The sequence below is a fragment of the Shewanella sp. SM87 genome, from assembly GCF_025653705.1.
GTDB classification, from domain to species: Bacteria; Pseudomonadota; Gammaproteobacteria; order Enterobacterales; family Shewanellaceae; genus Shewanella; species Shewanella oncorhynchi.
In genome coordinates this window covers 91,006-115,205 of the sequence record NZ_JAKKSC010000016.1, presented here as the reverse complement: position 1 = coordinate 115,205, position 24,200 = coordinate 91,006, and the positions used below count along the sequence as shown (strand labels likewise).

The 24,200-nt window shown below is 45.7% G+C and carries 24 protein-coding genes; 11 read left to right on the top strand and 13 right to left on the bottom strand.

All coding sequences use genetic code 11. From position 1 onward, the window contains the following. Positions 1-1,533, bottom strand: a 1,533-nt coding sequence (locus tag L5M11_RS14180; RefSeq protein ID WP_263192528.1) for a methyl-accepting chemotaxis protein, incomplete at its 3' end; no start/stop codon positions are given. 376 nt (positions 1,534-1,909) lie between these two features. Between L5M11_RS14180 and L5M11_RS14175 the strand changes: the two genes are divergently transcribed. Then, entirely contained in the window at positions 1,910-2,257 is a 348-nt protein-coding gene (locus L5M11_RS14175; protein ID WP_212599545.1) for a hypothetical protein, read from the top strand. Positions 2,258-2,279: 22 nt separating this feature from the next. On the opposite strand, the gene L5M11_RS14170 is transcribed toward L5M11_RS14175, so the two are convergent. Further along, entirely contained in the window at positions 2,280-3,758 is a 1,479-nt protein-coding gene (locus L5M11_RS14170; protein ID WP_263192525.1) for a DUF4145 domain-containing protein, read from the bottom strand. A gap of 33 nt (positions 3,759-3,791) precedes the next feature. Further along, positions 3,792-4,499, bottom strand: coding sequence for a hypothetical protein (locus L5M11_RS14165; protein WP_263192524.1), 708 nt, complete (start codon positions 4,497-4,499; stop codon positions 3,792-3,794). Between the two features lie 190 nt (positions 4,500-4,689). Between L5M11_RS14165 and L5M11_RS14160 the strand changes: the two genes are divergently transcribed. Then, positions 4,690-5,220 carry a DUF2780 domain-containing protein gene (locus tag L5M11_RS14160; protein WP_168827259.1) on the top strand — a complete coding sequence of 177 codons (531 nt, stop codon included), beginning with the start codon at positions 4,690-4,692 and terminating at the stop codon, positions 5,218-5,220. A gap of 100 nt (positions 5,221-5,320) precedes the next feature. Then, positions 5,321-5,782, top strand: a complete 462-nt coding sequence (locus L5M11_RS14155; RefSeq protein ID WP_105250590.1) for a TerB family tellurite resistance protein — start codon at positions 5,321-5,323, stop codon at positions 5,780-5,782. A 177-nt stretch (positions 5,783-5,959) separates the two neighbouring features. Here the strand turns inward: L5M11_RS14155 and L5M11_RS14150 are convergent, their stop codons facing one another. After that, positions 5,960-6,784, bottom strand: a complete 825-nt coding sequence (locus L5M11_RS14150) for an HDOD domain-containing protein (RefSeq protein ID WP_173248173.1) — start codon at positions 6,782-6,784, stop codon at positions 5,960-5,962. 288 nt (positions 6,785-7,072) lie between these two features. Beyond that, on the bottom strand, positions 7,073-8,335 hold the full coding sequence (yjeH, locus tag L5M11_RS14145; protein ID WP_263185129.1) for an L-methionine/branched-chain amino acid transporter: 1,263 nt from the start codon (positions 8,333-8,335) through the stop codon (positions 7,073-7,075). A gap of 251 nt (positions 8,336-8,586) precedes the next feature. Here yjeH and L5M11_RS14140 point away from each other — a divergent pair, with 251 nt between their 5' ends. Continuing rightward, positions 8,587-9,018 (top strand): Lrp/AsnC family transcriptional regulator, encoded by a 432-nt coding sequence (locus tag L5M11_RS14140; RefSeq protein WP_006079646.1) that lies wholly within the window; start codon positions 8,587-8,589, stop codon positions 9,016-9,018. Between the two features lie 269 nt (positions 9,019-9,287). Here L5M11_RS14140 and nrfD read toward each other — a convergent pair whose 3' ends face one another. From nrfD to L5M11_RS14120, 4 genes are all read right to left on the bottom strand, one after another. Further along, positions 9,288-10,229, bottom strand: coding sequence for a cytochrome c nitrite reductase subunit NrfD (nrfD, locus tag L5M11_RS14135; RefSeq protein WP_105250593.1), 942 nt, complete (start codon positions 10,227-10,229; stop codon positions 9,288-9,290). Next, positions 10,226-10,912, bottom strand: coding sequence for a 4Fe-4S dicluster domain-containing protein (locus L5M11_RS14130; protein WP_105250594.1), 687 nt, complete (start codon positions 10,910-10,912; stop codon positions 10,226-10,228). Before L5M11_RS14130 ends, nrfD begins: the two co-directional genes overlap by 4 nt. A gap of 4 nt (positions 10,913-10,916) precedes the next feature. After that, the gene (locus tag L5M11_RS14125; protein ID WP_105250595.1) at positions 10,917-11,381 is read right to left on the bottom strand and encodes a cytochrome c3 family protein; all 465 of its coding nucleotides are present in this window, start codon (positions 11,379-11,381) and stop codon (positions 10,917-10,919) included. A 76-nt stretch (positions 11,382-11,457) separates the two neighbouring features. Continuing rightward, the gene (locus tag L5M11_RS14120; protein ID WP_105250596.1) at positions 11,458-11,934 is read right to left on the bottom strand and encodes a DUF2726 domain-containing protein; all 477 of its coding nucleotides are present in this window, start codon (positions 11,932-11,934) and stop codon (positions 11,458-11,460) included. A 415-nt stretch (positions 11,935-12,349) separates the two neighbouring features. Between L5M11_RS14120 and L5M11_RS14115 the strand changes: the two genes are divergently transcribed. The 5 genes from L5M11_RS14115 (at position 12,350) to menE (ending at position 18,551) form a co-directional block, all read left to right on the top strand. Further along, on the top strand, positions 12,350-13,318 hold the full coding sequence (locus L5M11_RS14115; protein ID WP_105250597.1) for a LysR family transcriptional regulator: 969 nt from the start codon (positions 12,350-12,352) through the stop codon (positions 13,316-13,318). A 185-nt stretch (positions 13,319-13,503) separates the two neighbouring features. Beyond that, complete coding sequence (gene menD / locus L5M11_RS14110) at positions 13,504-15,225, top strand: 2-succinyl-5-enolpyruvyl-6-hydroxy-3-cyclohexene-1-carboxylic-acid synthase (protein WP_263185128.1); 1,722 nt, start codon at positions 13,504-13,506, stop codon at positions 15,223-15,225. Beyond that, complete coding sequence (gene menH, locus L5M11_RS14105; protein WP_263185127.1) at positions 15,225-16,013, top strand: 2-succinyl-6-hydroxy-2,4-cyclohexadiene-1-carboxylate synthase; 789 nt, start codon at positions 15,225-15,227, stop codon at positions 16,011-16,013. Before menD ends, menH begins: the two co-directional genes overlap by 1 nt. Before the next feature lie 26 nt (positions 16,014-16,039). Beyond that, positions 16,040-17,146, top strand: a complete 1,107-nt coding sequence (menC, locus tag L5M11_RS14100; protein ID WP_263185126.1) for an o-succinylbenzoate synthase — start codon at positions 16,040-16,042, stop codon at positions 17,144-17,146. Then, positions 17,112-18,551, top strand: a complete 1,440-nt coding sequence (gene menE / locus L5M11_RS14095) for an o-succinylbenzoate--CoA ligase (RefSeq protein ID WP_411569290.1) — start codon at positions 17,112-17,114, stop codon at positions 18,549-18,551. The genes menC and menE overlap by 35 nt, the downstream gene beginning before the upstream one ends. Before the next feature lie 100 nt (positions 18,552-18,651). Here menE and rpoH read toward each other — a convergent pair whose 3' ends face one another. From rpoH to ftsY, 4 genes are all read right to left on the bottom strand, one after another. Beyond that, positions 18,652-19,509, bottom strand: a complete 858-nt coding sequence (gene rpoH, locus L5M11_RS14090; RefSeq protein ID WP_006079635.1) for an RNA polymerase sigma factor RpoH — start codon at positions 19,507-19,509, stop codon at positions 18,652-18,654. Positions 19,510-19,733: 224 nt separating this feature from the next. Beyond that, on the bottom strand, positions 19,734-20,699 hold the full coding sequence (gene ftsX, locus L5M11_RS14085; protein WP_263192521.1) for a permease-like cell division protein FtsX: 966 nt from the start codon (positions 20,697-20,699) through the stop codon (positions 19,734-19,736). Beyond that, a complete protein-coding gene (ftsE, locus tag L5M11_RS14080; RefSeq protein WP_006079632.1) occupies positions 20,696-21,409 on the bottom strand; it encodes a cell division ATP-binding protein FtsE in 714 nt (237 codons plus the stop codon). Before ftsE ends, ftsX begins: the two co-directional genes overlap by 4 nt. A 3-nt stretch (positions 21,410-21,412) precedes the next feature. Continuing rightward, a complete protein-coding gene (gene ftsY, locus L5M11_RS14075) occupies positions 21,413-23,023 on the bottom strand; it encodes a signal recognition particle-docking protein FtsY (RefSeq protein ID WP_263192519.1) in 1,611 nt (536 codons plus the stop codon). Between the two features lie 213 nt (positions 23,024-23,236). Here ftsY and rsmD point away from each other — a divergent pair, with 213 nt between their 5' ends. Continuing rightward, the gene (gene rsmD, locus L5M11_RS14070) at positions 23,237-23,905 is read left to right on the top strand and encodes a 16S rRNA (guanine(966)-N(2))-methyltransferase RsmD (RefSeq protein ID WP_263175671.1); all 669 of its coding nucleotides are present in this window, start codon (positions 23,237-23,239) and stop codon (positions 23,903-23,905) included. Next, entirely contained in the window at positions 23,880-24,164 is a 285-nt protein-coding gene (locus L5M11_RS14065; RefSeq protein ID WP_263168555.1) for a DUF1145 domain-containing protein, read from the top strand. The genes rsmD and L5M11_RS14065 overlap by 26 nt, the downstream gene beginning before the upstream one ends. Positions 24,165-24,200: the final 36 nt, after the last annotated feature.

Below are 24,200 nucleotides of genomic sequence, written 5' to 3'. Positions count from 1 at the left end.
GGTATGTACTTCCTGAGTCGAATCCTGTGTACGACGTGAAAGCACTCGAACTTCATCGGCAACGACCGCAAAACCACGGCCTTGCTCGCCAGCACGAGCCGCTTCAATGGCTGCGTTAAGCGCCAACAGGTTAGTTTGCTCAGCAATCCCTTGAATTGTCGCCAGAATACTCGAGATAGACTTAGCGTGACGACTTAAATCGCCAATGACATCCGTTGCTTGAGTCACTTCATCTGCGAGTGAATTAATCGAGTTACGAGTTTTATTCACTAACTCTTTGCCCTGTAAACTGCTCGCTGCAGACTGTTGAGCCGCTGTTGCCGTGTTCTCAGCATTGGCTGCGATCTCATTAGTCGCACTCGCCATTTCAGTTACCGCAGTCGCGACCATAGCGACTTCTTGCTGTTGACGTTGTAACTCGGCAACAGAAGTTTGCGTGGTGGCAAGACTACGTTCAGCATCGGCATCTAACTCATTCGCTAATTGGCGAATATGGCTGATCAGCTGATGTTGACTGCCCACAAAGCGGTTAAAGCTGTCAGCAAGCACGCCCACTTCATCTTGAGTGTCGACTGAAATACGTTGAGTTAAATCACCATTACCATCGGCAATACGCGCAAGGGCTTGCGATACTCGACTCAGAGGACCCAGTAACATGCCAACTAACCAAGAAATGGCTAACACACTTAAGATCAACACGAGTGCAGAAAGCCCAAACTGAGTGAGTAACAAGCTCGACAGTGGCGACTCTAGCGTTTCCTTATCAAGCACTAACACTAATTCCCAATCTGTATTAGGGATATCAACGCTCCAGACTAATTTGTCACGTCCTTCATTTTCAAAATACATAGGCAACAGAGTGCCCGCTGCACGACTCTGTTCTGGTAAGTTGCGATTAAGCTCGTTGTCGATTTCACCTATAGGTTTCATCGTCTTAGCTTGATCTCTATAAGCGATCACAGTGCCGTCTTTGTGCATCATGATGGCATAACCGTTTGCCGGTAACTTCATCCGATTAACACCGTCAACTAGGCTTGCGATAGATAAGTCACCACCCACAACACCTTGTGCGGTAGGCTGTGCCATAGTCACAACCAGAATGTTATAGGCAACATCCACGTAAGGTTTTGTCAAAATAAGACCGCGCTCACTGATGGCTTGTTGATACCAAGGGCGGCTGCGAGGATCATAGCCCGTACGATCAATACTCGGATCAGAATCCAACATTTGCCCTGCTTGAGAGCCAAAATAGGTCAGCTGAAAACGGCCCGATGCCTGTGCTTGTTGAAGTGTATTGAGGCTGTCACCTTCAACTTTGTTCGCCAGGGCTCCCATAATATCTTGGCGGCCAGCCAACCATTCTTGGATCCGCTCAGCCTGCTGTTCACCTAAGCGCTGCACTTGTTCTAGGCTGTTTTGTAACAGCTGGGATTTTTGGCTGGAATAACTTTGCCATGACAACAAACCAATCACGAGTGAAAGGGCTGCCACGACAGAGAACAGAATTTTTTGCTTGAGCGAATATGAGTTCATGTTGGCGTCTAATTAATTAACAAAGCAGTGAAACAAGAGGGTGTTTGAGCGGGTCGAACGAACATTTACAACCAATATAATAAGGCGGCTAACTGAGTTAAAACTGCAGTTAAATTTGAGCTGAATTTTCTCATATTCTGTACAGTTAGCAAAGAAATTGCTCAGATTTACATCAAAAAGATTTTAGCAAACACATATAATTAACCAACCGTTATTCGAGCAACAACATATAGATAGGCATGCGATCACATATCAAAGTAATGCGCAACACCAAAATGGCCTCCGGAGTAAAATAAAGTAAATTAATCAAGATTAACGTGACCTAGACGCACTCGCTATTGCACACTAAATGTCCACTGCCTATCGAGGAGTTCTTATGATTTTTCAACAGTTCCAACAGAGCCCACTGCAGACCCGAATTTCTGGCCCACGGGCTTGGTTAGCGATGGCAATTAGCATTAGTCTAATTTGTTTATCACTATTTTTATTGCCCTTCGTGCTCTTATTTGGCGCGATTGCGCTCGGTTGTTTAGTCCTATTTAGCCGCTTTTATATGGCACATCAGTTGGCTAAGTTTAATCAGGCTCAGGCAAGCGCAACGCAACATGCCCACGCGACAGAGGAGCCGCAGAGTCAGGTTTATGGATCTGACACTATTGTTAGGGAATCTAATGCGGCACGCCATCAAGGGCGCACTTTTGAGCATAAAGAGGATGAACACTAGTTCAATCGAAGCAAAACTGCACTTAAGCGAGTAAGGTCTGCGCGCGTTTAAGGCTATGAATTTCGGCGGGATCTTGGGTTACCTCAAGCACATTTTCAATCTGTAATACCAGTGAACGCCACAGAGGCTCGATAATATCCGCCTCTTTTTTATTGGCATTTTGCCGTGCCAGCTTAAGCAAAGCAGCAGCTCCAACGACATCAATTCGTCCTAAGATACCGTCGGCCAGTGCCATACTCAGCTCAATCATCGCAGGCACACTGTGGCTATGTTTTATCACTTGGCGCAAATAATCCTCAGCTTGAGTCAAATCACTGCCAAAGGCATTGTCATCATTGAGCATATGTTGCGCCCGCGTGAGCATAGCATCGAGTTGTCCTTGCTCGGCAGCTTCGGCCATCCAATGCTCACTGGCAATCATATCTCGAGTACAACCATCTCCATTGGCAAGCATTAATGCTAAATGATACTGGGCATGGGGATAACCTGCTTGCGCGGCTTTGCTTATAAAATGATAGGCTTGAGTTAAGTTCTTTTGCTGGTAATGCAACACTCCTAAATTCGCCATCGCTTCAGTTTGCTCGCCATCTGCCGCACCTTGTAAATATTGCTGTGCTAACTTGCTGTCGGGTTGAAACGACTCACTGCCTACAAGATAAAAATATCCCAACAACGCCATCGCATTGACCACACCTGCTGCTGCTGCAGTGGCAATGATCTGTTCACCTTTAGCCACTTCTGGCGCGCCTTGATAACCGTGGATCAGTGCTACGCCATGCTCATGTAAGGCTTCCATGTGCTTAGGTGCCGCAAGGGAAAACCAATAGGCCGCTCGGGCAAAACTGTCAGCAGCGCTAATGTGAGAAATGGTATTTAGAGGTGAAACTATGGATAAATCTTGGCTTGATATAGCTTCGGCTTCAGCCACAAGTTCTTGCTCTTTGAGCAGTTCTTGTTCTTTCAGTATCAAAGCCTTGGTCTTAAACGATATCCCCACCAAATACTGCGCTTGCGGGTCATCTTCCATCACCGCGCGGTAGCATAAGTCCCTCACCGTCATTGCGTCAGTCGCTTCATAACAGTAGTCAGGGGCAACTCGACCTTTAACCTTAGGATACAAGTGCTCGACTAAAGTCAGGACATCTTTAATGGATTTTTGCGCTAGCGCGAGTAATTGTTCTTGGGTGAGATGGTATTTCTCAGGATGAGCGCCGCGGTTACCGTCGGCACGCAATCGATGCAGGGCACGAGTGGTCTTCACATCAATCACGCGCCGCTGATTTAGCTGTTCGATCCTATCGTATAAATTCGGACTCGAAAACGCGATTTGCTTATCTTGCCCCAGTAACTCTGTAAGTTTATGGGTAAAACTGCGAATGTGTAGCAGCGACTGTGTCGGTACATCCTGCACATAGCTTTTAGCCTTGAGGTAATCATCACTCAAGGAGACCGAAAAATCGTGGATAAACTCACTATCCTTAATGACTGTTTTCGTCCCCATGAGTGATTCCCTGCAGGCTGAATTGATGTTGCACTATTCGACGCTTGGTTTTTTCGACACCATATATAAGCGGAACAAAGCGACGTTAACGAATAATCCAATAAAAGACATAAAAGTATCCGCTAACATTTGCACAGGTAATCCGCCCATGGACGCTAACCCAGAAAGCTGGCTACCTATGACTGAGAGTGGTAAATATAACATCAATAATGCAATGGTTTTCAGTACGATAGGGCCACTAAAACTAAAACTACCCTTAATCGCTTCTAGCGGTGTTAAGCGCTCAACCACAACCATAAAGTTCACATAGGCTAAACGCGCAAAGAGATAGAAGCTAATTACCAATCCTACCAGCCACACAGGACCGAAGGCGGCAAACAGCATCACTGGTGCTAAAATCGCTAGACCAGAAAACACCCCAGCCAATAATAATGGTGGAACAAAAGGTAAACTCGCCTTCAACACCACTCCCGCTGAAGGACTATGCCCTTGTGAGCGCAGTTCTAAAAACAGAGTCAAAGCGGCAATTAATACCGAAAAAGTAAGTAGTAACAGCATCATGGCGATCATATGCGGCGTGCCAAACTGTGGGTTTTCTAGATCAACTTTACTCATCTCTATACCAAGCCATAACTGGATCCCCACTTGGATCAAGAGTAATGGGATCGTCAGCATAGCGAGTTGCGCCAGATGATTACGGAAGAAGTTATAGGCTTCTGACAAAATTGCGGATAGTGACATGCGACTTTCCAAATAATTGAAATGAATTAACACTTAGAATTGCCGCTAAGGATACCGAAAATCCCTTGGCAATGCACAGTAGAAATCACCAGTGTGAACCGTAAATCACAGAAAACTACTGCAACAAAAGTGACAAACCCGCTAAACTGTCCAGCGAACTCGTGCGCAAACCATCAAAGGACGCTTCCATATGAAACACACTCTGACCTTCTCTATCCTCCTCAGCACTTGTATTTTAGCGGCGCCCGCCAGTGCAGGCTGGTTAGATAACTTGGCAGGAACTCAAGCCAAAACTGAAAAAGCGACCACTACAGCAGCGGCTACTCAGTCGAATGATTTAGTTGGTAGCGTCATGTCACAATTGGGTTTAAACCAAACTCAAGCCGAAGGTGGCTTAGGCAGTTTATTAGGCTTAGCGCAATCAAGCCTAGGAACAACCGACTACTCAAAACTGGCTGCCAGCATTCCTAATGCCGATAGTTTGCTCGCCGCTGCGCCTAAATTGGACTCAAAATCGGGTGTTTCTGGCTTATTATCCAAAGCGGGTGATTTAGGTTCATCACTGCAAGGCAGTGCTATGGTATTAGACGCCTTTGAAAAATTGGGTATTTCTAAAGATCTAGCAATGCCAATGATCAACATAGCTAAGTCTTACTTAGATACCAATGGCACTGAAGGCACCTCAGACTTACTGGTGAAAGGCCTGAACTCGCTACTGTAATTCAGTCTTACCTCACCCTAAGCAATACAAGGTTTAGGGTGAACTTTCACTTCCCAATCGACTCTACTTTATATTCCCTCCAGCATGAGAACCGCCAAATATGATTGCGAAATTAAGACGATTTTTTGAAGCTCATACTCAAGCAGTCTCCCCTGAAGACAAGGCACATCAACTTAAACTGGCCGCAGCGAGTATGTTACTTGAAGTCGTGTTTGCCGATGAGACCTTAACGGCAGAGGAAGAAGCCTTATTACCTAAGCTGCTAACCGATACCTTATCAATGTCAGAAGTAGACGCTAAGATACTGATTGATGAAGCTAAAAGCGTACAAGGCAGCGCGACCTCACTCTTTGAATTCACCTCAGCCATTAACGCTGAATTTAGCCTAGCGCAAAAGCAGCAATTGTTGCTCGCAATGTGGCAACTGGCCTACGCCGATGGCCAGCTATCCCAATATGAAGACCAGATCATTCGACGCACCGCCGATTTGTTGCACCTCAAACACAGCGAGTTGATCCAAATGCGTAATCTTGCCATAGCTGCAACCCAACAAACTGGCTAGCCACATCCACTATTCAATCAAAGTGCAAATCAACAAAAGCCCATAAAAAAGCGTGAATGCGAAACACCCGTTCCCCATTCACGCGATTGCTTTCTTAAGACTAAATTGATATCGCTCTTTGGCTAAAAATATTTTTACTGCCGCCCTACTCACCAAAACACTAAGCTAAACAAGCTCCTAAGCTAACGCTTTACCGATTTCATATCCCGAACCGTGTAATTCAGTCAACTTAGTCCTTAGCCCGCCCATCTCCATCTTCAATCCTTTCTTAGTCGCTAATTGAGATAACCAACTGGTTTTTTCATCATCCTCAATCGTATCCCACTCATCTAGAACTTTGTAAGATAAGCATAATAACGCAGCAAGTTTTGAAAATGGGTTTGAATCCTTAGGGTGGTCTTGATACAAAATGCCTTGCACTAACGCTGGTGTAAACTTCCAATTTTTCGCTAGTAATGCGCCAATATCAGGGGAATCATATCCAAGTAACTCGCGCTCAAACTGATGCTTATCTTTACCCTGCGCCACAGCTTCGGCAATTTTCGCCGCATCTTCAGGCGATACTGCCGCAATCAATAGATCGCCAATACGATGTAAGATACCGCAAGTAAAAGCCTCTTCTGGGACTGCGCCACAACGCTTTGCCATTTCTTGGCTATAAAGAGCAATCTCAAAGGTTTGCCCCCAAAACTGGGCTAAATCTATTCCTTCACACTTAGGGACGGCACCAATCACCGCCGATGCTAGCACTAAGGTTCGTAGGGTTTGCATCCCAAGACGCACAACAGCTTCATCGATAGTGCCAACCTCTCGACTGCGTCCATAGTGGGCACAGTTAGCAAGGCGTAACACCCTAGCGCTAATTAAGGGATCGTGTGAAACTTTAGTGGCAATGCTTTTTACTGTCGCATTGTCATCATTGACCGCATCTAACAATTCACTGATCGCCTTAGGTAACCTAGGTAACTCATCGACACGATTGAGCAACGCAGCTGAATCCATATTTATTCTCCTTCCGTATGAATGATCAAAATATAGAACACAAGTTATCGCCTCGCTCACCGAGATACATTAAATATCAGTAATGTGCAGTCCTTCGGCAACAAAGCTTGGCGGCCATCAGACTTAAGGTTTACCTCTTTATTTCATTCAATTTAATCGCACTCAATCATATCCAGTTTCGAAATCCACTAAGCCACACAAAAAAGCCCCAAACTCTTATGACAATAAAGAGTTCGGGGCTTTTTTAATTAACCCATCATGTTGATTTAGCCCCAGAGGGTGCGAATATTACTCAGGTAACGCCAAACTTTGTTTGCGACTAATATGGGTCTTTTGCCACCACAAAAATGGCGCGACCACTAAGATCAACACAAGCACGTAGGACATACTTGCACCTAGGGCAAAACCTAATACTAAGCAAAACGCACAACCCAGCGCCACCAGCGGCCAATTGTGCCGTGGTAATAACTTAGCGGCAGCGAGCATAGCCATCAAATAGATCACCACAAATACGCCGTTGCTCCATGCAATAAGGTGCTCTAACTCTTGCCCGGTAAAATAAGTCAGTACGATAACGCTTGCCATCACAGATAACAGCGCAGCAAGTGCTCGAATAGGTACACCATGAGCATTCTTAACGGCAAAGAAGCGCGGTAAAATGCCTTCACAACTAAAACTCCAGACCAGACGTGCCGCACTGGCCGCATACACGTTAACGGTTGCCAATCCACTTGCGATACCTAACACACCGATCACTTGTGCGCCGTAACCACCGAGCAGTTGGTCAAACACGCCGATCATGGCGACACTTTTATCTGTCGGCACTAATAGCAGTAAAAGTGTACAAGCCACATAAATCACGCCCACCAGCACTGTGCCCATCATCATAGCGGGGATCATATCCTGCTGCGGACGACGAAAATCATCGGCAAGATGGGTCATAGCTTCTATACCCAAGAAACTCCAAAAAGCGATGCCAGCGGCAATCATCACGGTCGGCATTTCAGGCATACCATGGCTAGCAAGTGTCGTGAGATGACCTTGCTGAAAACTACTCGCACCAAACAAGACCACAACAACGGCGACAATGCAAAGTGTCAGGCCAAATTGCAGCTTAGCCGACACTTGGATGCCTCTTAAATTAATCAGAAACAAGCCAAAAATCACGAGTATTTCAACACCAACCTTGGACCAACCCGATATCGGTATTAAGGCATTCACAAACTGAAAGGTCATCAAAATCGCGGCCGGCGCCCCCATGGGCACAACCAGTAAAAAGATCAGTCCAATTGTTCGACCAGCAGTGCGACCAAAGGCTTTTTCGACAAAGTAAGCGGGGCCTGCGGCATGGGGAAATACACTCGCTAAACGACCAAAGACCAGTGCCACAGGAATAATGGCCAAGGTCAACAAGATCCATGCGACTAAGGCGCCAGAATGCGCTTTTTCAATAGTCATCTGAGGCAAAATAAATACCCCTGTACCGAGCAAAGTGGTCGCCATTAAACCCGCACCTTGCCAACGACCTATAGTTCCGCTATTTGAATTCATCTGTTAATATTCTGTGGTTTTTGAGCTGTCAGTATAATGAGATTTCGCCCTACAATCTGCCGTTAATTTCAGTGTTCTCCACGTCCAATACCGGCAAAATCGCGGCAAATAACGTTATTTCCATCAAAATGACGGCCAGCTTAAATTTTGGTAAAATTTTAAGCAAAAATACTCAGCAAATTCTGTGGTTATTCAAACCAATGGCAAAATAACACACAGATTCAATATAGCCATTTTCACAGGAGTCACCCTTGGATAAATTCGATACGGCCATCATTCATAGTTTGCGTCAGGATGCGCGCCAGAGCGTGTCGAATATCGCTGAACAGGTCAATCTATCCCGTAGTGCGGTTGCCGAGCGCATAAAAAAGCTCGAACAAACTGGAGTGATCCGTGGCTATCAAGTGCTCTTGAGTGAGTCGCAAAAAGAAGGAGTATCGGCTTATTTCGAAATCCAGCATCAATGTCCACGTTGCGCCGACGTGGTACACGTATTCCAAGCGATTCCCGAAGTAATTACCTGCCGTGGTATTTCTGGTGATATGGATTTACTCGTGTACGTGCATGCGCCCTCGATGCGCCGCCTGCATGAGATCCGTGAGTATATCGACACTCACACTGACATCATCAAGATCAAAACCCATGTGGTAATGAGTGAATGGATTAATAACCTCGGCGAGTAAATCGTGCCTCCCTAAAACAAGAAACGCCACCCTTAGGAATAAGGTGGCGAGGCCCGTTTGGAGGCAGGGCAAAATATTGAAGTGTAAAATATGGCATCCTTGCCCAGCGACCTCCCTGTTACACAACCAACCGCGGCTAGACTTAACCCTTGAGAGCTCAGCCAGCGCCGCAAGGGCCTCATCTACAATGTTTTCCTTTGACATTGTTTCCGCGATCCGTCGATTCCATTGATTATTATGATTTTTTCGTCATTAATTAACGGTACGCCTTAAGCAATCGTCATTTGTCCTGTATAGAGTATGAAGTTACGTAGCAGTAATACCCCGATCAAGCTCAAGCAAGCCGTCCCCGCCACATAGGCCCATTTCCGTTTAGATGTCGCCGTCATAAACAGATTCATCGCCAATGGTCCAGACAAACCGAGTCCAATAATACCAAGCCAGAAAATCCATCCCCAGAAGCCATACCCTAAGGCATTAAAGGCGGCTATTTTACTCTGCCCACCTGTTAGCACTAAGCCCATAAAGAAGGTAAAAATCAGCACGATTTCAACTAAAATCAGTGGGATTTCAACCTTGTGGATAAAGTGCACCTCTTTGTCATTAGGTTTGCCATTCATCAACACGCCACCGAGTAAAGATGATGCCGCACCGGAAGACAAACCAGATGCCAAAAACAGCAGAGGTAACACAGGATTTTTAAGCATGGGATAGCCTGGCAAGGCCGAGAGCAGGAAGCCTGTATACGCGCCCAATGCCAAGGATAGAATCACGAGCAATCCTGTAATTGTCGCTTCAAATCGAGCCAATAATGCGGTCAACTTAAGCACAATAGGAAAGCGTGTTTCACACCAAGCATCAACAGGTTTACGGAAGGTTAAACCAATCCACATAAACATGAATACTTGGTAAATCAGCAGAATAAGCACGCCCATCGACATGACAGATTTAGGGTTGTAGAACACCAAAATCTTCCAAAAATCGAGAGGTTTAGTTAAGTCTGCGACCAATATCCCTAACCCGGCCATCACAGCTACAGGCGCGACAATACAAGCGGCTCGCACAAAACCAGACTGATAGGCGTTTTGCTTCAAAACAAAATGTTTCAACAGTACGGCGAAGAACATGGCTCCCGCAGATACACCTGCTAAAAACAGGTAAATTGCAATCGGCCAATGCCACACTAAGGTATCAAAATGTAGGGCACTCATAGTATCACCTCCCCTGATTTTGCAACGATACGGAACAATTTAGGTCTCGTTCCAAGATCAACCTTAGTGCGCTGGGTTGGATTAGACCGCAGAACTTGAACAACCTCAGAAGTCGGATCTTTTAAATTACCGAACACGAGTGCCTTTGTTGGACAAGCAGCAACACAGGCAGGTTGTTTACCTTGAGCTAGGTTAGTTTCTCGGCAGAAATCACACTTATCCGCCGCATGGGTGACAGGATTAATAAAACGGACTTGATAAGGACAAGCTGCAATACAGTATTGGCAACCTACGCATTTCCATGCATCGACAGAAACGATACCCGTTTCTTTATCAATAAATGCAGCTCCAGTTGGACATACATTTACACAGGGCGCGTCTTCACAATGCTGACAAGACTTGCGACTAAAGTGATAAAACTGATTAGGGTATTCGCCAAAGGGACCCGCTTGCTTAATTTGAAGCCTAGACACACCTTCGGGTACATTATTCACTTCACGACAAGCCACCTCACACGCTTGGCAACCTATACACTTAGTTTCATCATGAATAAGTGCATATTTGACATCAGGTTCTGCTTTAACGCTATCCGATGCATTCACTGTAGCGAGTAATGATGCACCTGTAGCGCCGGCAAATAAGGCACAGGTGCCTTTTAGAAATCTTCTTTTTGAATTTTCCATAACCTTACTCCTGCTTGCCAGTGTGGCAACTGCTACATAGCTCACTGCGAACCTTCGGCGTCATATCCGCCATTGGATCCGTTGGGCTATGTAATTTATGGCAGGCGGCACAAGGCACTTTTTGAGCATGTACGTTATGCGTCCAATCTGCTCCACTGAGTTTTTTCTTGGTATGACACTTCTGACACACTCTCAGCTGAACCGTCAGATCCGACGATTCCTCCATACCAAAGACCACCATATCATTCGGTTTTTTAGGGTGATCGCCCTTTTCTCCATGACAGGAAGAACAGCTCATTTTCATCGCATCTTGACCATGATGCCCTAACATTTGACCATTACGCTTGTGACACTTCATACAAGCATCACTGTTAATTTGATTGGCTGGCTCAGCACTCATTGCAGAAAAGCTTAAAAGCAACGCAGCAGCACCTAAGCGTAACGACCACAGCCATTGTCTTTTGGACATAGGAAGTCCTCACATTTATCCGTAGGAAGGTAAAGAAGGGGTCGAGTTCGGATAATTCCGAACCCGACGGTCAAGATCACACAGCCAAGGCTTGCTTAAGACTCTGAGTATCCCACTGCTTATGCTGGTTCATTTCAATGAAACTGATATTGAATTTGCTAAACAGTTTTTTCAGTGGTGAGTTAGTTTCTTTGCCAAAGTCACTGATAACCATTTTCACTTCAGATGAATCATGGTCGATCAATACATAATCGAGTCGGCATTCATGATTTAATTCCGTATCATGTTTGTCCATCTCAAATACAGTGTCTAATGGCACGTTACAACAAACATCGTATTTACCTTCAACGACTGTTTTTAATGATTTAAAAAAATTGAAGCTTTGTTTATCAAACAATACTGGTTTAAGTTTCATCTCATGATGTGCGGCTTCATCAGGACCTGCTTTAAAAAACTTAATGCAAGTCATGACAAACATCACAAACACGAATGGTACTGCTACGAATAGTACGAAGTACATAAACGCATAGCTGAGAATGACTGAAGTATTCATACACGCCTCCAAAAACTAATTTATTTTTTGTTATCTCCTTTAAAGCAACTTTAGTATTATTTGAAAACACTTATCTTTTCTTGACACATGTCACACTTGCAAATAACAACTTAAATATAAACAATGATTTACATGGCTCGTCACATTGCAAAATTATGTAAATCTTAAATACAAATATTGATACTTGATAATTCAGTATTTGCATTTTAAATATGCAAATATCAGTTTTTGAAATTTTAAATTTTAAATTTTATGAAAAACCATTTTAAATATTAAAAATAAAACAAAAAACCTTTGATACACATAGATAAAATCTAGATCCAAAACTTGGGATTAGTTTCACATTAAAATTATTAATTAGCACCATAATTAGGCGTTGATTTAAGTATTTGCTCAATATTAAGGAATATAAAAAATGCACATTAGTAACATGGATGGCCTCGATATTCTGAGTTTAAAAATACTTGTTTCATTATATGAGAACAAGTCAGCAACCTATGTATCGAAAGCGCTAGACATTCCAGCTCCTAAAATCAGCCGTAGCCTTAAAAATCTACGGGAAATTTTTGGTGATGAGTTATTTATCCGTCGTAAATATGGCTTATTCCCAAATGAGTTTGCTACTCATTTATATCCAATTGCAAAAGAAGCAATTGAGTGTACTGATAAGTTTCAAAAAGCCAGAATAGCAAACACTCGCCAAGTTAAGACGCATGTCGAAATAGCAGCGCCAGGATTAATTGCCTACACCTTCCCTAAGGCCTTGATGCAGGCTATTAAAGAAGAGCAAAAACCCATGCACATTAATATAAACCCTTGGTCTATGCATACGACTCAAGACATTATTAATGGTGATACAACCCTAGGTATTTGTTGCAATAAAAGTGCTGCCGATGTTGCCGCCTTCGGCGATAAACTGCTAACAACTGAATTGCAACGTATGGACAAACTCTACCTGATTGCTAGCAGGCATCATCCTATTTTTAAACGGGAAATCACCCTAGAGACGATTGCGGAATACCCCTATGTCAATACGGATCTTGGTAATCCCAGCACCAAATTGAGTCCATACCAAGAGTTTTGCATAACGAATGGCATTAAACTCAATACTGAAATTACCATTACCAGTATTTCAAGTTTGTTTGAATATCTAGGCGAAAGTAATGCAGTCTCCCTATTGCCTTATCGGATAGTTTACGAAATGGTGAGTGATATTCCTGAGCTGCATACGTGTCAACTATCGCAGTATGAAGCAGAACGTTTATATGCAGATACAGAAACCCCAACGATTTTCTTAGTGCAAAAAAATCAGCCTAATGCAATCAATGAGGACTTGAAATGGTTAAGCGGAGAGATTAAAAAAATCGTCGATCGTATTATCTAGCCAAGCAATAGCTCAACATATCCAAACAATAAACCACCGATACACGAGGTGACAGGCATCCTCTGCCTTAGCTTAGGCTCCACCTCAGCCCCCATGCGATCCACTCGAGAATTGTTAAACCAAGCATACATCTTGGAGCATAAACACGTTACACTAAGCCCATCTTTATCCTAATAGATTCAGCTATGCGGACCGAAAATACAGCCACTCTTAATCTTATTTGGGGCGCCCTTATTCTTGAGGAGTTAGCACGTCTTGGCGTGCAACATGTGTGTATGGCGCCGGGCTCGCGCTCAACACCGTTAACCCTCGCCGCCGCCCAGCAAACTAAACTCCAGCGTCACTTACATTTCGACGAGCGTGGGCTCGGCTTTATGGCCTTAGGTCTAGCCAAAGCCAGCCGCGCACCGGTCGCCATCATTACGACCTCAGGCACAGCAGTCGCCAACTTGTACCCTGCCATTGTGGAGGCGTGGCTGACCCATGTACCTTTAATCGTCTTAAGTGGCGATCGTCCGCCAGAATTACTCGGCTGCGGTGCCAATCAAGCCATAGTCCAACCGGGAATTTTTGCGAATTACGCCACTCAAGTGAATTTGCCAACACCGGATACACATATCGCACCGCAGGCGTTGCTTACCACAGTGGATGAAGCAGTGGCGAATCAAACTCGTCCAGTGCACATCAACTGCATGTACCGTGAGCCCTTGTATCCGAGTGAACTCAGTGGCGCGATTCTCGATGCCGAATCACCCTACCTCAAACCATTGCAAACTTGGCTGCAGCTCGCACGCCCGTATACCCAATACGGTAAGAGCAAACAGGTGAGCAGCCCAAGTGACGATGCCATTATGCGGTTCGTCCACGGTAAAGGGGTGATCGTTGTCGGCACTCTCACGCCTGAACAAGATCCACAGCAACTAATTGCCCTATCGCAAAAAATCGGCTGGCCATTACTTACTGATGCCCAGTCGCAACTGCGTCAGCATCCCGCGGCGATAGGTAATATTGATCAACTGCTGCAACATCCAAGGGCGCGTAATCTATTGCAGGAAGCGGATCGTGTACTCGTATTCGGCGGCCGTTTATTATCAAAACGCTTGATAGGTTATCTCGCCGAGCAAAATTGGCACAGCTATTGGCAGGTTTTACCAGAACAAGACAGGCTTGACCCTAGTCACAATGCTAAACACATTTGGCACGCGAATGCACAGCAGTTTGCGGCCTTAAATTGGTATCGCTCATCCTCTGCAAACTGGGCGAATACTCTAATCACCTATAACGATGAATTGCATAACTTATTTGTGCGCAATATCGACCAAGGGGAATTTGGTGAAGCACAAGTTGTGCGTGCCATCGCCAATACTCGTCCGCTAGAACAGCAGCTTTTTATCGGCAATAGCCTGCCTGTACGCTTGTACGACATGTATGCCCCTGTCAGTTGTTGTACGGCAACCACTTATACTAATCGTGGCGCATCGGGTATTGACGGATTACTCGCCACCGCCTGCGGTATTGCGGCCCATGAAGGCAAACCCACGAGTTTAATCATCGGTGATTTATCACAACTGCACGATCTTAACTCGCTGGCCATCGCTAAAGGCTTAACCAGTCCTCTGGTGATCGTGATCCTCAATAACGATGGCGGTAACATCTTTAACTTATTGCCCGTTCCCAATGAACAGGTCCGTAGCGATTATTATCGACTCAGCCACGGTTTAGAATTTGGCTACGCCGCAGCTATGTTTAATTTGCCCTATAATCAAGTGGATAATTTAGCCGATTTTCAAGATAGCTATAATGAAGCGCTGGATTTTCAGGGGGCTTCGATCATTGAAGTCAATGTAAGTCAAACACAAGCCAGCGACCAAATCGCCGAGCTCAACTTGTGGGTGAAACAAAGCTAATGCCAACCATGGCCCGTTACGGCGATCCTTCACTACCGACCTTAGTGTTACTGCATGGCTTTTTAGGCACTAAGACCGACTGGTTGCCGTTAATGCCTGCGCTAAGCCAGCACTTTCACTGTATTTGCTTAGATCTGCCGGGCCATGGGGATAACCAAAAGGAGTTGAAGCCAACCGAATTAGATGGATTTAACCAATATGTTGAAGATGTGTTGGCACACCTGAATGGCCTTCATATTGGTCAATTCCATCTCTATGGTTATTCTCTCGGTGGCCGTATTGCTCTGCACCTTGCCAAAGCCTATCCCGAAAGACTTCTGAGCCTAAACCTCGAATCCTGCCATCCTGGACTTACAGACCCGCAAGAAAAACTTGCCAGAATCAAAAATGATACTCAGTGGGCCGAGCGTTTACTGAATCTGAATAGCAAAGACTTTTTAAGCTTATGGTATCAGCAGCCCGTATTTGCCGATATGACGGCTACCAAACGAAAAACCTTAATCAAGCATCGTTCTGCAGCATTAGATCTGCATCCTAAACAGCGGCTTAAAGAGGTATTCATAGCCACCTCACTCGCACACCAAGCATCGATGTGGGATGTACCTTTGCAGCTTACCTGTGAGTGCCATTTCTTTGCTGGCAACCAAGATGCTAAGTTCCACGCCCTCGCCCAAGAGTGGCAATTACACGCGCCCATCCTCGTCCATAGTATTCACGGCGCCGGCCACAACATACACCAAGCTGCTCCCGAGGCATTAACCTCAAAAATAGTGAAGTTGCTAGGGTAATGACAGAATTAAAATGTAGGAAATATATGATATTAACTTCGCTTAACCTGTATCAATATCGACTACCGCTCGACGTATTATTGCCCGTCGGCAAGCAACGTATCGATCACAGAGCGGGATTAGTACTAAAAGCCAGTGCCAGCGCTAATCTTGGTGGCGAGCATAGACAAGTCGAAGTTGAAATTGCCCCACTCTCTGGCATAGATGTCGATGAACAAGCCTTGATAGGGTTCAGCCGTGAAACACTCACTCAAGTGCAAACGGCTTTGACTGGATTATTACCCCAACTCTGCGGTCAGCATATTGATACATTACTGGAATGCGCCGAACAAAGTCCTTACCCTTCTTTGGCCTTTGGTTTAAGTCTGTTACATGCCAAGTTAATGGGCAAACTCGATGCCATCCGTCCACAAACGGCCACAGTCCCTTTGATTTATCATCCAACGGATGCGAGCAGAGACTTGCTCGATAGCAAAATTGCCGCCCTTGGCTGTAATGTTCGTTCGGTGAAAGTCAAAGTCGCGCAAACTTCAATTGAAGATGAACTAAGCCTGATTTATGGCATTTTACGTACCCGCCCCGATCTCAAATTGCGTTTAGACGCGAACCGAGGGTTTACACTTGAGCAAGCAATCGAATTTGCCGCTTGCTTGCCCCTAGAGACCATAGAGTACATTGAAGAACCTTGCCTGAATCCTCATGATAATCATGAATTTTATCAAGCGATTGGTATACCCTACGCCCTCGATGAATCGCTCAACGATCCAGAATACCAGTTTGTAATGCAAAATGGCCTGACTGCGCTTGTCATCAAACCTATGCTGCTCGGCAGTATCGAAAAACTAGCTAATTTAATCGATACGGCGCAAAGCTATGGCGTACGTTGCATTATCAGTTCGAGTCTAGAGAGCAGTTTAGGCATTAATGATCTGGCTCATTTAGCCGCGATTCTCACTCCGGATGAAATCCCTGGGCTCGATACCCTCAGCGCCTTTAGCCAAGATTTAATCGTGTCATCGGGTAAAAAATACTGCCTCACACTCGCGCAACTTGAGCCAATTGCACTGCATACCATTGATTCAATGCAACAAAATGATGATGCAGCTAAAAGTGAGGGAAACGAGTTTGTCTAATGCCAGCCTATCAAAACCGCTTGCACTGTCACCCGTGCACCAAGCTGCGCTTGCGTTTCCACAGCAGACAGCCATCAAGTTGGCGGGGCAAGACATTAGCTACTCAGGGCTTAGCCAGCGCGTTATCGCACTGGCTCAGCAGCTAAGCGCTGCGAGGATCTCAAACGGTGAGCCGCTCGCCTGTATTGCTAGCAATAATCTCGAGATCATTTGTCTCTATTGGGCCTGCATCGATATAGGAGCAATCTTTTTTCCTATCTCGCCCCGTTTCCCCCTCGCGCAGATCCAAGACTTAATTAATGAACATCAGATCCGCTATGTTTGGAGTGCTGAGGTTTGTGAACTACAGAATTGTCATCACTTGCGCTTAAATTTTAATCGCATTAGCAGTGACTTAGCCCAGCCTGTCGACTTTACTCGTCCAGCTAATGTGATTTTAACTTCAGGCTCTAGTGGCTTTCCCAAAGCGGCGGTGCATTGCTTAGCGAATCATATTGCCAATGCCGAAGGTGCCCGCAGCTTAATCCCACTCGAACAAGGTGATGCTTGGCTACTCTCCTTGCCCTTATTCCATATTGGCGGTCTTGCGATATTAAACCGCTGTGCCTTAGTCGGTGCCAGTGTTGTCCTGCCAGATCAAGCGCTTAGCCTTGGTCAGCAGATTGACCAAGATCAGTTGACTCACATATCTCTCGTTCCCACACAACTGAGCAAGTTACTCGTCGATACGAGCAGCAAGCTTAAAAGTATCAAAGCCTTATTACTTGGTGGCGGCGCAGTCTCAATCGACTTACTCGAACAACTTAAGCAACGCAATATCGCCAGTTACACCAGTTACGGCATGACGGAAATGGGCTCGCAGATCACCACAGGTCACGCTTTTAGCGACGGCAGCAGTGGCAAATTACTCCCCAAGCGTGAGCTTAAAATCGAAGATGGTGTGATTTTGGTGCGCGGCGCATGCCTGTTTATGGGCTATCTCACCGCGGATGGAATACAAAAGTGCGTTGAACAAGACGGCTGGTTTTACACCAAAGACATGGGCGAATGGGACGAAAATGGCAATCTGCGCATTCATGGCCGCGTCGATAATATGTTTATCTGCGGCGGCGAAAACATCCAGCCAGAAGAAATCGAAGCCGCGCTTAAACTGCACCCACAAATAGACGATGCAATCGTTTTCGCCATACCAGATGTACAATTTGGCAATCTCCCTGCCGCCATCATTCGCGGCAGTTTAACTCATCACACAGAATCGATTGCAAGTGAACTCGAATTGTTCCTCGCCGACAAAATCGCCCGTTTCAAACGCCCAAGACAGTATTATGTATGGCCAGAAAATCATGAGCAGGCAGGGCTGAAAGTAAATAGAAAAGCCTTGATAGCTAATCTTGTTAAACACTGATTTATCATCAACGTCATCAAGCCAAATTTCACCCATAAAAAAACCTGCCGCAGCAGGTTTTTTTATGGTTAAGTTACAATCATTTTACACGTGATGTGACTTAGGCTTCCATACAAGCTTTTAGCTTGTTCATGGCATTTTTCTCAAGTTGGCGAATACGTTCGGCCGACACTTGATAAGTCTCTGCAAGTTCTTGCAGTGTGGTTTTATCGTCATCTAACCAACGAGCGCGCAGAATATGCTGGCTACGTTCATCTAGGGTTTTGATGGCCGATAATAAACGACCTTGGGCATTCGATTCCCAGTTGTCGTTTTCAATGTTTTCCGCTAAATCCGATGAATGATCTTCCAAATAATGGACTGGGGCAAAATCATGCTCCTCGTCTTGATCATTGGTTAAATCAAATGCCGGATCTTGCGCAGCCATACGTGATTCCATTTCGGTCACATCGGCCTTAGACACACCTAAATTTTCAGCCACCATAGTGACTTCTGCATCGCTGAACCAACCTAAGCGTTTTTTCGCTTTACGGATATTAAAGAACAACTTACGTTGTGCTTTAGTGGTCGCGACTTTAACAATGCGCCAGTTTTTCAGCACATATTCATGAATTTCAGCTTTGATCCAGTGCACAGCAAAAGACACTAGACGCACGCCAACATCGGGATCGAAGCGTTTAACCGCTTTCATCAAGCCTATGTTGCCTTCTTGGATAAGATCTGCCTGTGGCAAACCATAGCCTGAATAGCCCTTTGCAACGTGCACTACAAAACGTAAGTGCGACATAATCAGTTGCTTCGCAGCTTGTAGATCACCAGTTTCCTGTAAACGCTTGGCCAACTCATACTCAGCCTCAGCGTCCAGCATGCTGATGCTAGTCACTGAATGGATATAAGCTTCTAGACTACTGGCGCCCTGTGGGACTGTCAGTGCCATTGATTGCGTTTGAAAGGTCATTCGCTCTCCTACATTTATCAGACTACTTAACGAGTGCATTCTTAGGTTCAACAACAAAATACCCTAAGAATAAGCTCACGAACTATCGGCTAATTGACAGAGTATGTCAACCTCAGCTCGTTTGCAGATACCCTTTTACCTCGCTGAAGTAGACATTGCAAGTGAACAAAAGTTCATTACTCAGCATTTTTTTCGTCACTTTTTTTAGTTTAATCGACTGATTATTATGAAGGTTCAATCGACCGTAAATGCTGGCGTACAGACAAATACGAACCTAACCAACCTAAAAATGAGGCAAGTCCAACCAATTGCAGCAGTTCAATAAAAGTGAGTGATTTCATTTCAAGCTGACTGCCATACAAGCCTAAAAGCTCAGCAAGGGCGGAATCGAGATACCAGACTAATAAGTTGATGATAAGCCAGGCCAATATGCCGCCAATCACTCCATACCAAATCCCAGTGTAGAGGAATGGACGTTGGATAAAGGCTTCAGTTGCCCCGACGAGCTTCATCACTTCAATTTCGCTGCGTCTATTCATAATTGCTAAGCGAATGGTATTACCTATGACTAGCACGACAGCCAGCACGAGTAATGCGGCAATCGCCATCACAGTACGTTCGAGTAGGCGCACTACTGCCTGTAACCGCTCTAGCCATTCGATGTCTAAGCGGCCAAAGCTAATCTCAGGCTCGCGTTCTAGCTTAGTTAACAGTTCACGGGCGCCCACTGGCGTTGAGTAACGCGGTGTAGGCGTAACGGTAATGACCGCTGGCAAAGGGTTTTTATCTAAATAGGCCAAGGCCTCACCAAAACCAGATAAGCGTTGAAACTCTTCTAGGGCTTGGTTTTTATCTATGTACTGCACTTTATCCACTTCGGGATATGTCCGAATACGCGTCAGCAGGCTCTGAATCGTTTGCTCGCTGCGATTGTCTTCGATAAACAAAGAGATCTCCGCAGCGCTGTTCCACGAGCTGGTAATGGTCTCAGCGTTTTTAACTAACACTTGCAATGCCGCAGGCAAACTCAGGCTCACACCCAATACCGCCATTGTCATCACGGAAGACACTGGGTTGCGCCAGAGTTCTCCCATACTCGCCATCGCTTGCTGTACGTGGCGAATAAAGAACATCACAATCCGCCCAGACAGAGGTAACTTACTGCGGGTTAATTTAGCGCTGTCGCTCATTGCCCTTCACCTCTATTCGTCGGCGCGCGCGTATGCACGCTAGGATGCAATTCCTGTGCGCCCAGCATACGACCCTGTTTGAGGGTGAAAGTGCGATATTTCATCCGCGCGATTAAGCCTAAATCATGGGTAGCGATTAACACGCTGGTTCCTGCATCATTAAAGGTTTCAAACAGACGCAAAATATCCATAGATAATTTAGGATCTAAGTTACCCGTAGGCTCATCGGCGAGCAGTAAAGGCGGTTTATTCACAATCGCACGGGCAATACCAACACGTTGCTGCTCACCGCCGGACAACATAATTGGGTTATGCCGCTCCTTGCCATATAAACCCACCATGTCGAGGGCACCCGCAACACGCTTACGAATTTCGCCATGGGAGAATCCCTCAATCACCAGTGGTAAAGCCACATTGTCGAACACACTTCGGTCCATCAATAGATGATGGTTCTGGAAAATCATCCCGATATTGCGGCGCAAATAAGGTACATGTTTAGGGCTGACTTTGGCGATATCGTGACCGTTAATCGCGACGCGCCCCGTTGTTGCCCGCTCGATTACCGTGATTAATTTCAACAGCGTACTTTTACCCGCCCCCGAGTGGCCAGTTAAAAATGCCATTTCACCTTGCTGTAGATGAAAATTCACATCCTCCAGCGCCATTTGGCCGCCAGGATAAATCTTACTGACCTGCTGAAAATCAATCATAAATTAGCTATCCGCTTTTTCTTGAGTGAACAAGGCATCGATAAATTCTTTCGAATTGAAAGTTCGTAAATCATCAATTTGCTCACCCACACCTATGTAACGGATCGGAATATTAAACTTATCAGCAATCGCAAATACCACGCCGCCCTTAGCCGTTCCATCTAACTTACTGATGGTAATACCCGTTACACCTACGGCTTCCTGGAATAATTGTGCTTGGCTAATCGCGTTTTGCCCCGTGCTCGCATCTAGTGTCAGCATGACCTCATGCGGCGTATCTGGGTCGAGCTTCTTCATCACTCGCACCACTTTCTTTAATTCTTCCATCAAGTGCGCTTTATTCTGTAAACGACCAGCAGTGTCGGCAATCAATACATCCACTTTACGCGCCTTGGCCGCTTGCAAAGCATCGAACAACACAGAGGCACTATCGGCACCTGTATGCTGGGCAATCACTGTAATATCATTACGTTGACCCCAAACCTGTAGCTGCTCAACCGCTGCAGCACGGAAGGTATCACCCGCGGCTAACATCACTGACTTACCTTGGCTCTGATATTGTTTGGCTAATTTGCCAATAGTGGTGGTTTTACCCACGCCATTAACGCCAACCATTAAGATAACAAATGGGCCATTAGCATTGTCTGGTACTAACGGGATAGCGACTGGATCGAGTGTTTTTTGCAGCTCATCCCGCAGCAATTCATATAAAGCTTCGGCATCTTTAAGCTGCTTACGTGAGGCATGCTCTGTCAAATTCTTGATTAATCGCGTAGTGGTTTCGACACCAACGTCGGCGATTAATAATTGTTCTTCGAGTTCTTCAAACAGATCGTCATCGATTTTCTTGCCGCGAAATAGGCCGATAAAACCACTGCCGATATTCTCGCTGGTACGCATTAAGCCACGTTTCAGGCGAGCAAAGAGCCCTTCCTTAACGGGTCGAGCCTGCGGCTCAGGTTGTAATTCAGCAACTGCTGTAACAGTTTGCTCAGTTTCAGCTTGTTGCTGAACTAAAGCCTCTGCTTGCTCACGTGCTAGTGCTTCGCCAGCGAGTTGTTCTGCAGCTAAGGCTTCAGCAGCATGCTGTTCGGCGGCCAAGCGGGCAAGTTCAGCTTGTTCCGCTGCGAGTAATTCTGCTTCTAGCTGAGCGGCAACTACACGCGCCGCCTCTGCTTGAGCTAATTGCTCTGCGGCGGCTTGCTCAACCGCTAACTGCTGTGCTGCCAATTGTTCTGCGATGCGTTGCTCTGCTCCTGACTGTGCTTCGGCTAACTTCTCTGCAGCATGCTTTTCTGCACTAAGTTGTTCAGCGGCCAAACGTGTCGCTTCAGCTTGCTGATTAGCAAAATGCAACGATTCAATTCGGGCATGCTCAAGGGCAAATTGCTCGGCTTCGGCTTTTGCCTGTGTTTGTTCGGCCGCTAACTGTTCTGCAGCCTGTTTTTCAGCATGAGCTGCGGCCTCGATGGCCCCTTGTGCCTCTACTTGTTCCTGCGCTACACGCTGTGCTGCATCACTATCTTGTGTTGGAGTAACAACTGGCGTTTCAGCGACGACCTCATCTTGTGACTTATCTTTACGAAACCAAGAGAAAAAACCTTTCTTTGCCATGTGTGATTCCAGCGCTCTACTTCAGTATTGAATTTTGAATAAGACCCTGATGTTATACCAGATTGCCTCGGCAATTACGCCCAAAAAGTCGGCAATTAGCTAAGCTCAGTTAGCCTTCTCACCTTTTAGTGAGACTTTGATATAAAATAGCGGCCTTTATTAAGGTGGCACAGTCTACCACTTTCTTTCTTCAGGCAAAATCACGGGGGCACTTTGGTTAATCATCGAACGGTCAAAAATAATGTGACCAAGGGTCAAACAGCCAAAAATAAACCCGGCAGTGGACAAGTGCGGATCATCGCAGGCCAATGGCGCTCGCGTCGTCTACCTATCCAAGATCTCGAAGGTTTACGCCCAACGACAGACAGGGTTCGCGAAACACTCTTTAACTGGCTGGCTAATGATTTAGTCAATGCACGTGTACTCGACTGTTTTGGCGGTAGTGGCGCTTTAGCTCTCGAAGCCTTGTCCCGCTATGCCAGTTTCGCCCAAATTATCGAGTTGCAACGCGGCGCAGCCCTGCAATTAAAAGAAAATCTGCAAACCCTTAAATGCGATAAGGCCGAAGTGCTCAATGCTGATACGTTAGTGGTACTGCAAAGGGGCTGCGAGCAAGGTTTCGATGTGGTATTTATCGATCCCCCCTTTCGTAAGGGATTGGCAGAAAAGACGATTCAACTGCTAGATTCTCAAGGTTGGCTTAATGATGGTGCGCTGATTTATGTTGAAATCGAGTCTGAATTGCCGCAACTTGCTATCCCTTCGCGCTGGCACGCCTTAAAAGAAAAGAATGCAGGGCAAGTGAGCTACCGTTTATATCAATATCACTCAGAAACCACTGTTGAGCCCATCGAAGATGAAAACCATGCCCTTATTGATTAACTTAGGTAAAGCCATCACTCTGATTGCATGGTTGATGATGGCCTACAACTTAGTCATCCCCTTTGAAGGCAATGTGGCGATTACTTTAAATATCCTGTTTGCCATTACCTGCATGATGCATTGCTTCCAAGTCGCGATTTTCCACATGCTGTTTAAGACCTTACTACCATTAACGAAACAAGATTATCTACAAGTGTTTATCTTCGGAATTTTCAGCCTGTTAGCTTATCGACAACGGGTGATGACTCAAGCGAATTAACCGAGCACACAGACAGCAAAAAGCCCTCTATTGAGG

What these genes read in the sequence shown, in the direction of transcription:
- L5M11_RS14175 (WP_212599545.1), top strand. Translation starts at nt 1,910, where the DNA reads ATGATTTTTCAACAGTTCCAACAGAGCCCACTGCAGACCCGAATTTCT.
- L5M11_RS14170 (WP_263192525.1), bottom strand. Translation starts at nt 3,758, where the DNA reads ATGGGGACGAAAACAGTCATTAAGGATAGTGAGTTTATCCACGATTTT.
- L5M11_RS14165 (WP_263192524.1), bottom strand. Translation starts at nt 4,499, where the DNA reads ATGTCACTATCCGCAATTTTGTCAGAAGCCTATAACTTCTTCCGTAAT.
- L5M11_RS14160 (WP_168827259.1), top strand. Translation starts at nt 4,690, where the DNA reads ATGAAACACACTCTGACCTTCTCTATCCTCCTCAGCACTTGTATTTTA.
- L5M11_RS14155 (WP_105250590.1), top strand. Translation starts at nt 5,321, where the DNA reads ATGATTGCGAAATTAAGACGATTTTTTGAAGCTCATACTCAAGCAGTC.
- L5M11_RS14150 (WP_173248173.1), bottom strand. Translation starts at nt 6,784, where the DNA reads ATGGATTCAGCTGCGTTGCTCAATCGTGTCGATGAGTTACCTAGGTTA.
- yjeH (WP_263185129.1), bottom strand. Translation starts at nt 8,335, where the DNA reads ATGAATTCAAATAGCGGAACTATAGGTCGTTGGCAAGGTGCGGGTTTA.
- nrfD (WP_105250593.1), bottom strand. Translation starts at nt 10,229, where the DNA reads ATGAGTGCCCTACATTTTGATACCTTAGTGTGGCATTGGCCGATTGCA.
- L5M11_RS14130 (WP_105250594.1), bottom strand. Translation starts at nt 10,912, where the DNA reads ATGGAAAATTCAAAAAGAAGATTTCTAAAAGGCACCTGTGCCTTATTT.
- L5M11_RS14125 (WP_105250595.1), bottom strand. Translation starts at nt 11,381, where the DNA reads ATGTCCAAAAGACAATGGCTGTGGTCGTTACGCTTAGGTGCTGCTGCG.
- L5M11_RS14120 (WP_105250596.1), bottom strand. Translation starts at nt 11,934, where the DNA reads ATGAATACTTCAGTCATTCTCAGCTATGCGTTTATGTACTTCGTACTA.
- L5M11_RS14115 (WP_105250597.1), top strand. Translation starts at nt 12,350, where the DNA reads ATGCACATTAGTAACATGGATGGCCTCGATATTCTGAGTTTAAAAATA.
- menD (WP_263185128.1), top strand. Translation starts at nt 13,504, where the DNA reads ATGCGGACCGAAAATACAGCCACTCTTAATCTTATTTGGGGCGCCCTT.
- menH (WP_263185127.1), top strand. Translation starts at nt 15,225, where the DNA reads ATGCCAACCATGGCCCGTTACGGCGATCCTTCACTACCGACCTTAGTG.
- menC (WP_263185126.1), top strand. Translation starts at nt 16,040, where the DNA reads ATGATATTAACTTCGCTTAACCTGTATCAATATCGACTACCGCTCGAC.
- menE (WP_411569290.1), top strand. Translation starts at nt 17,112, where the DNA reads ATGCAGCTAAAAGTGAGGGAAACGAGTTTGTCTAATGCCAGCCTATCA.
- rpoH (WP_006079635.1), bottom strand. Translation starts at nt 19,509, where the DNA reads ATGACCTTTCAAACGCAATCAATGGCACTGACAGTCCCACAGGGCGCC.
- ftsX (WP_263192521.1), bottom strand. Translation starts at nt 20,699, where the DNA reads ATGAGCGACAGCGCTAAATTAACCCGCAGTAAGTTACCTCTGTCTGGG.
- ftsE (WP_006079632.1), bottom strand. Translation starts at nt 21,409, where the DNA reads ATGATTGATTTTCAGCAGGTCAGTAAGATTTATCCTGGCGGCCAAATG.
- ftsY (WP_263192519.1), bottom strand. Translation starts at nt 23,023, where the DNA reads ATGGCAAAGAAAGGTTTTTTCTCTTGGTTTCGTAAAGATAAGTCACAA.
- L5M11_RS14065 (WP_263168555.1), top strand. Translation starts at nt 23,880, where the DNA reads ATGAAAACCATGCCCTTATTGATTAACTTAGGTAAAGCCATCACTCTG.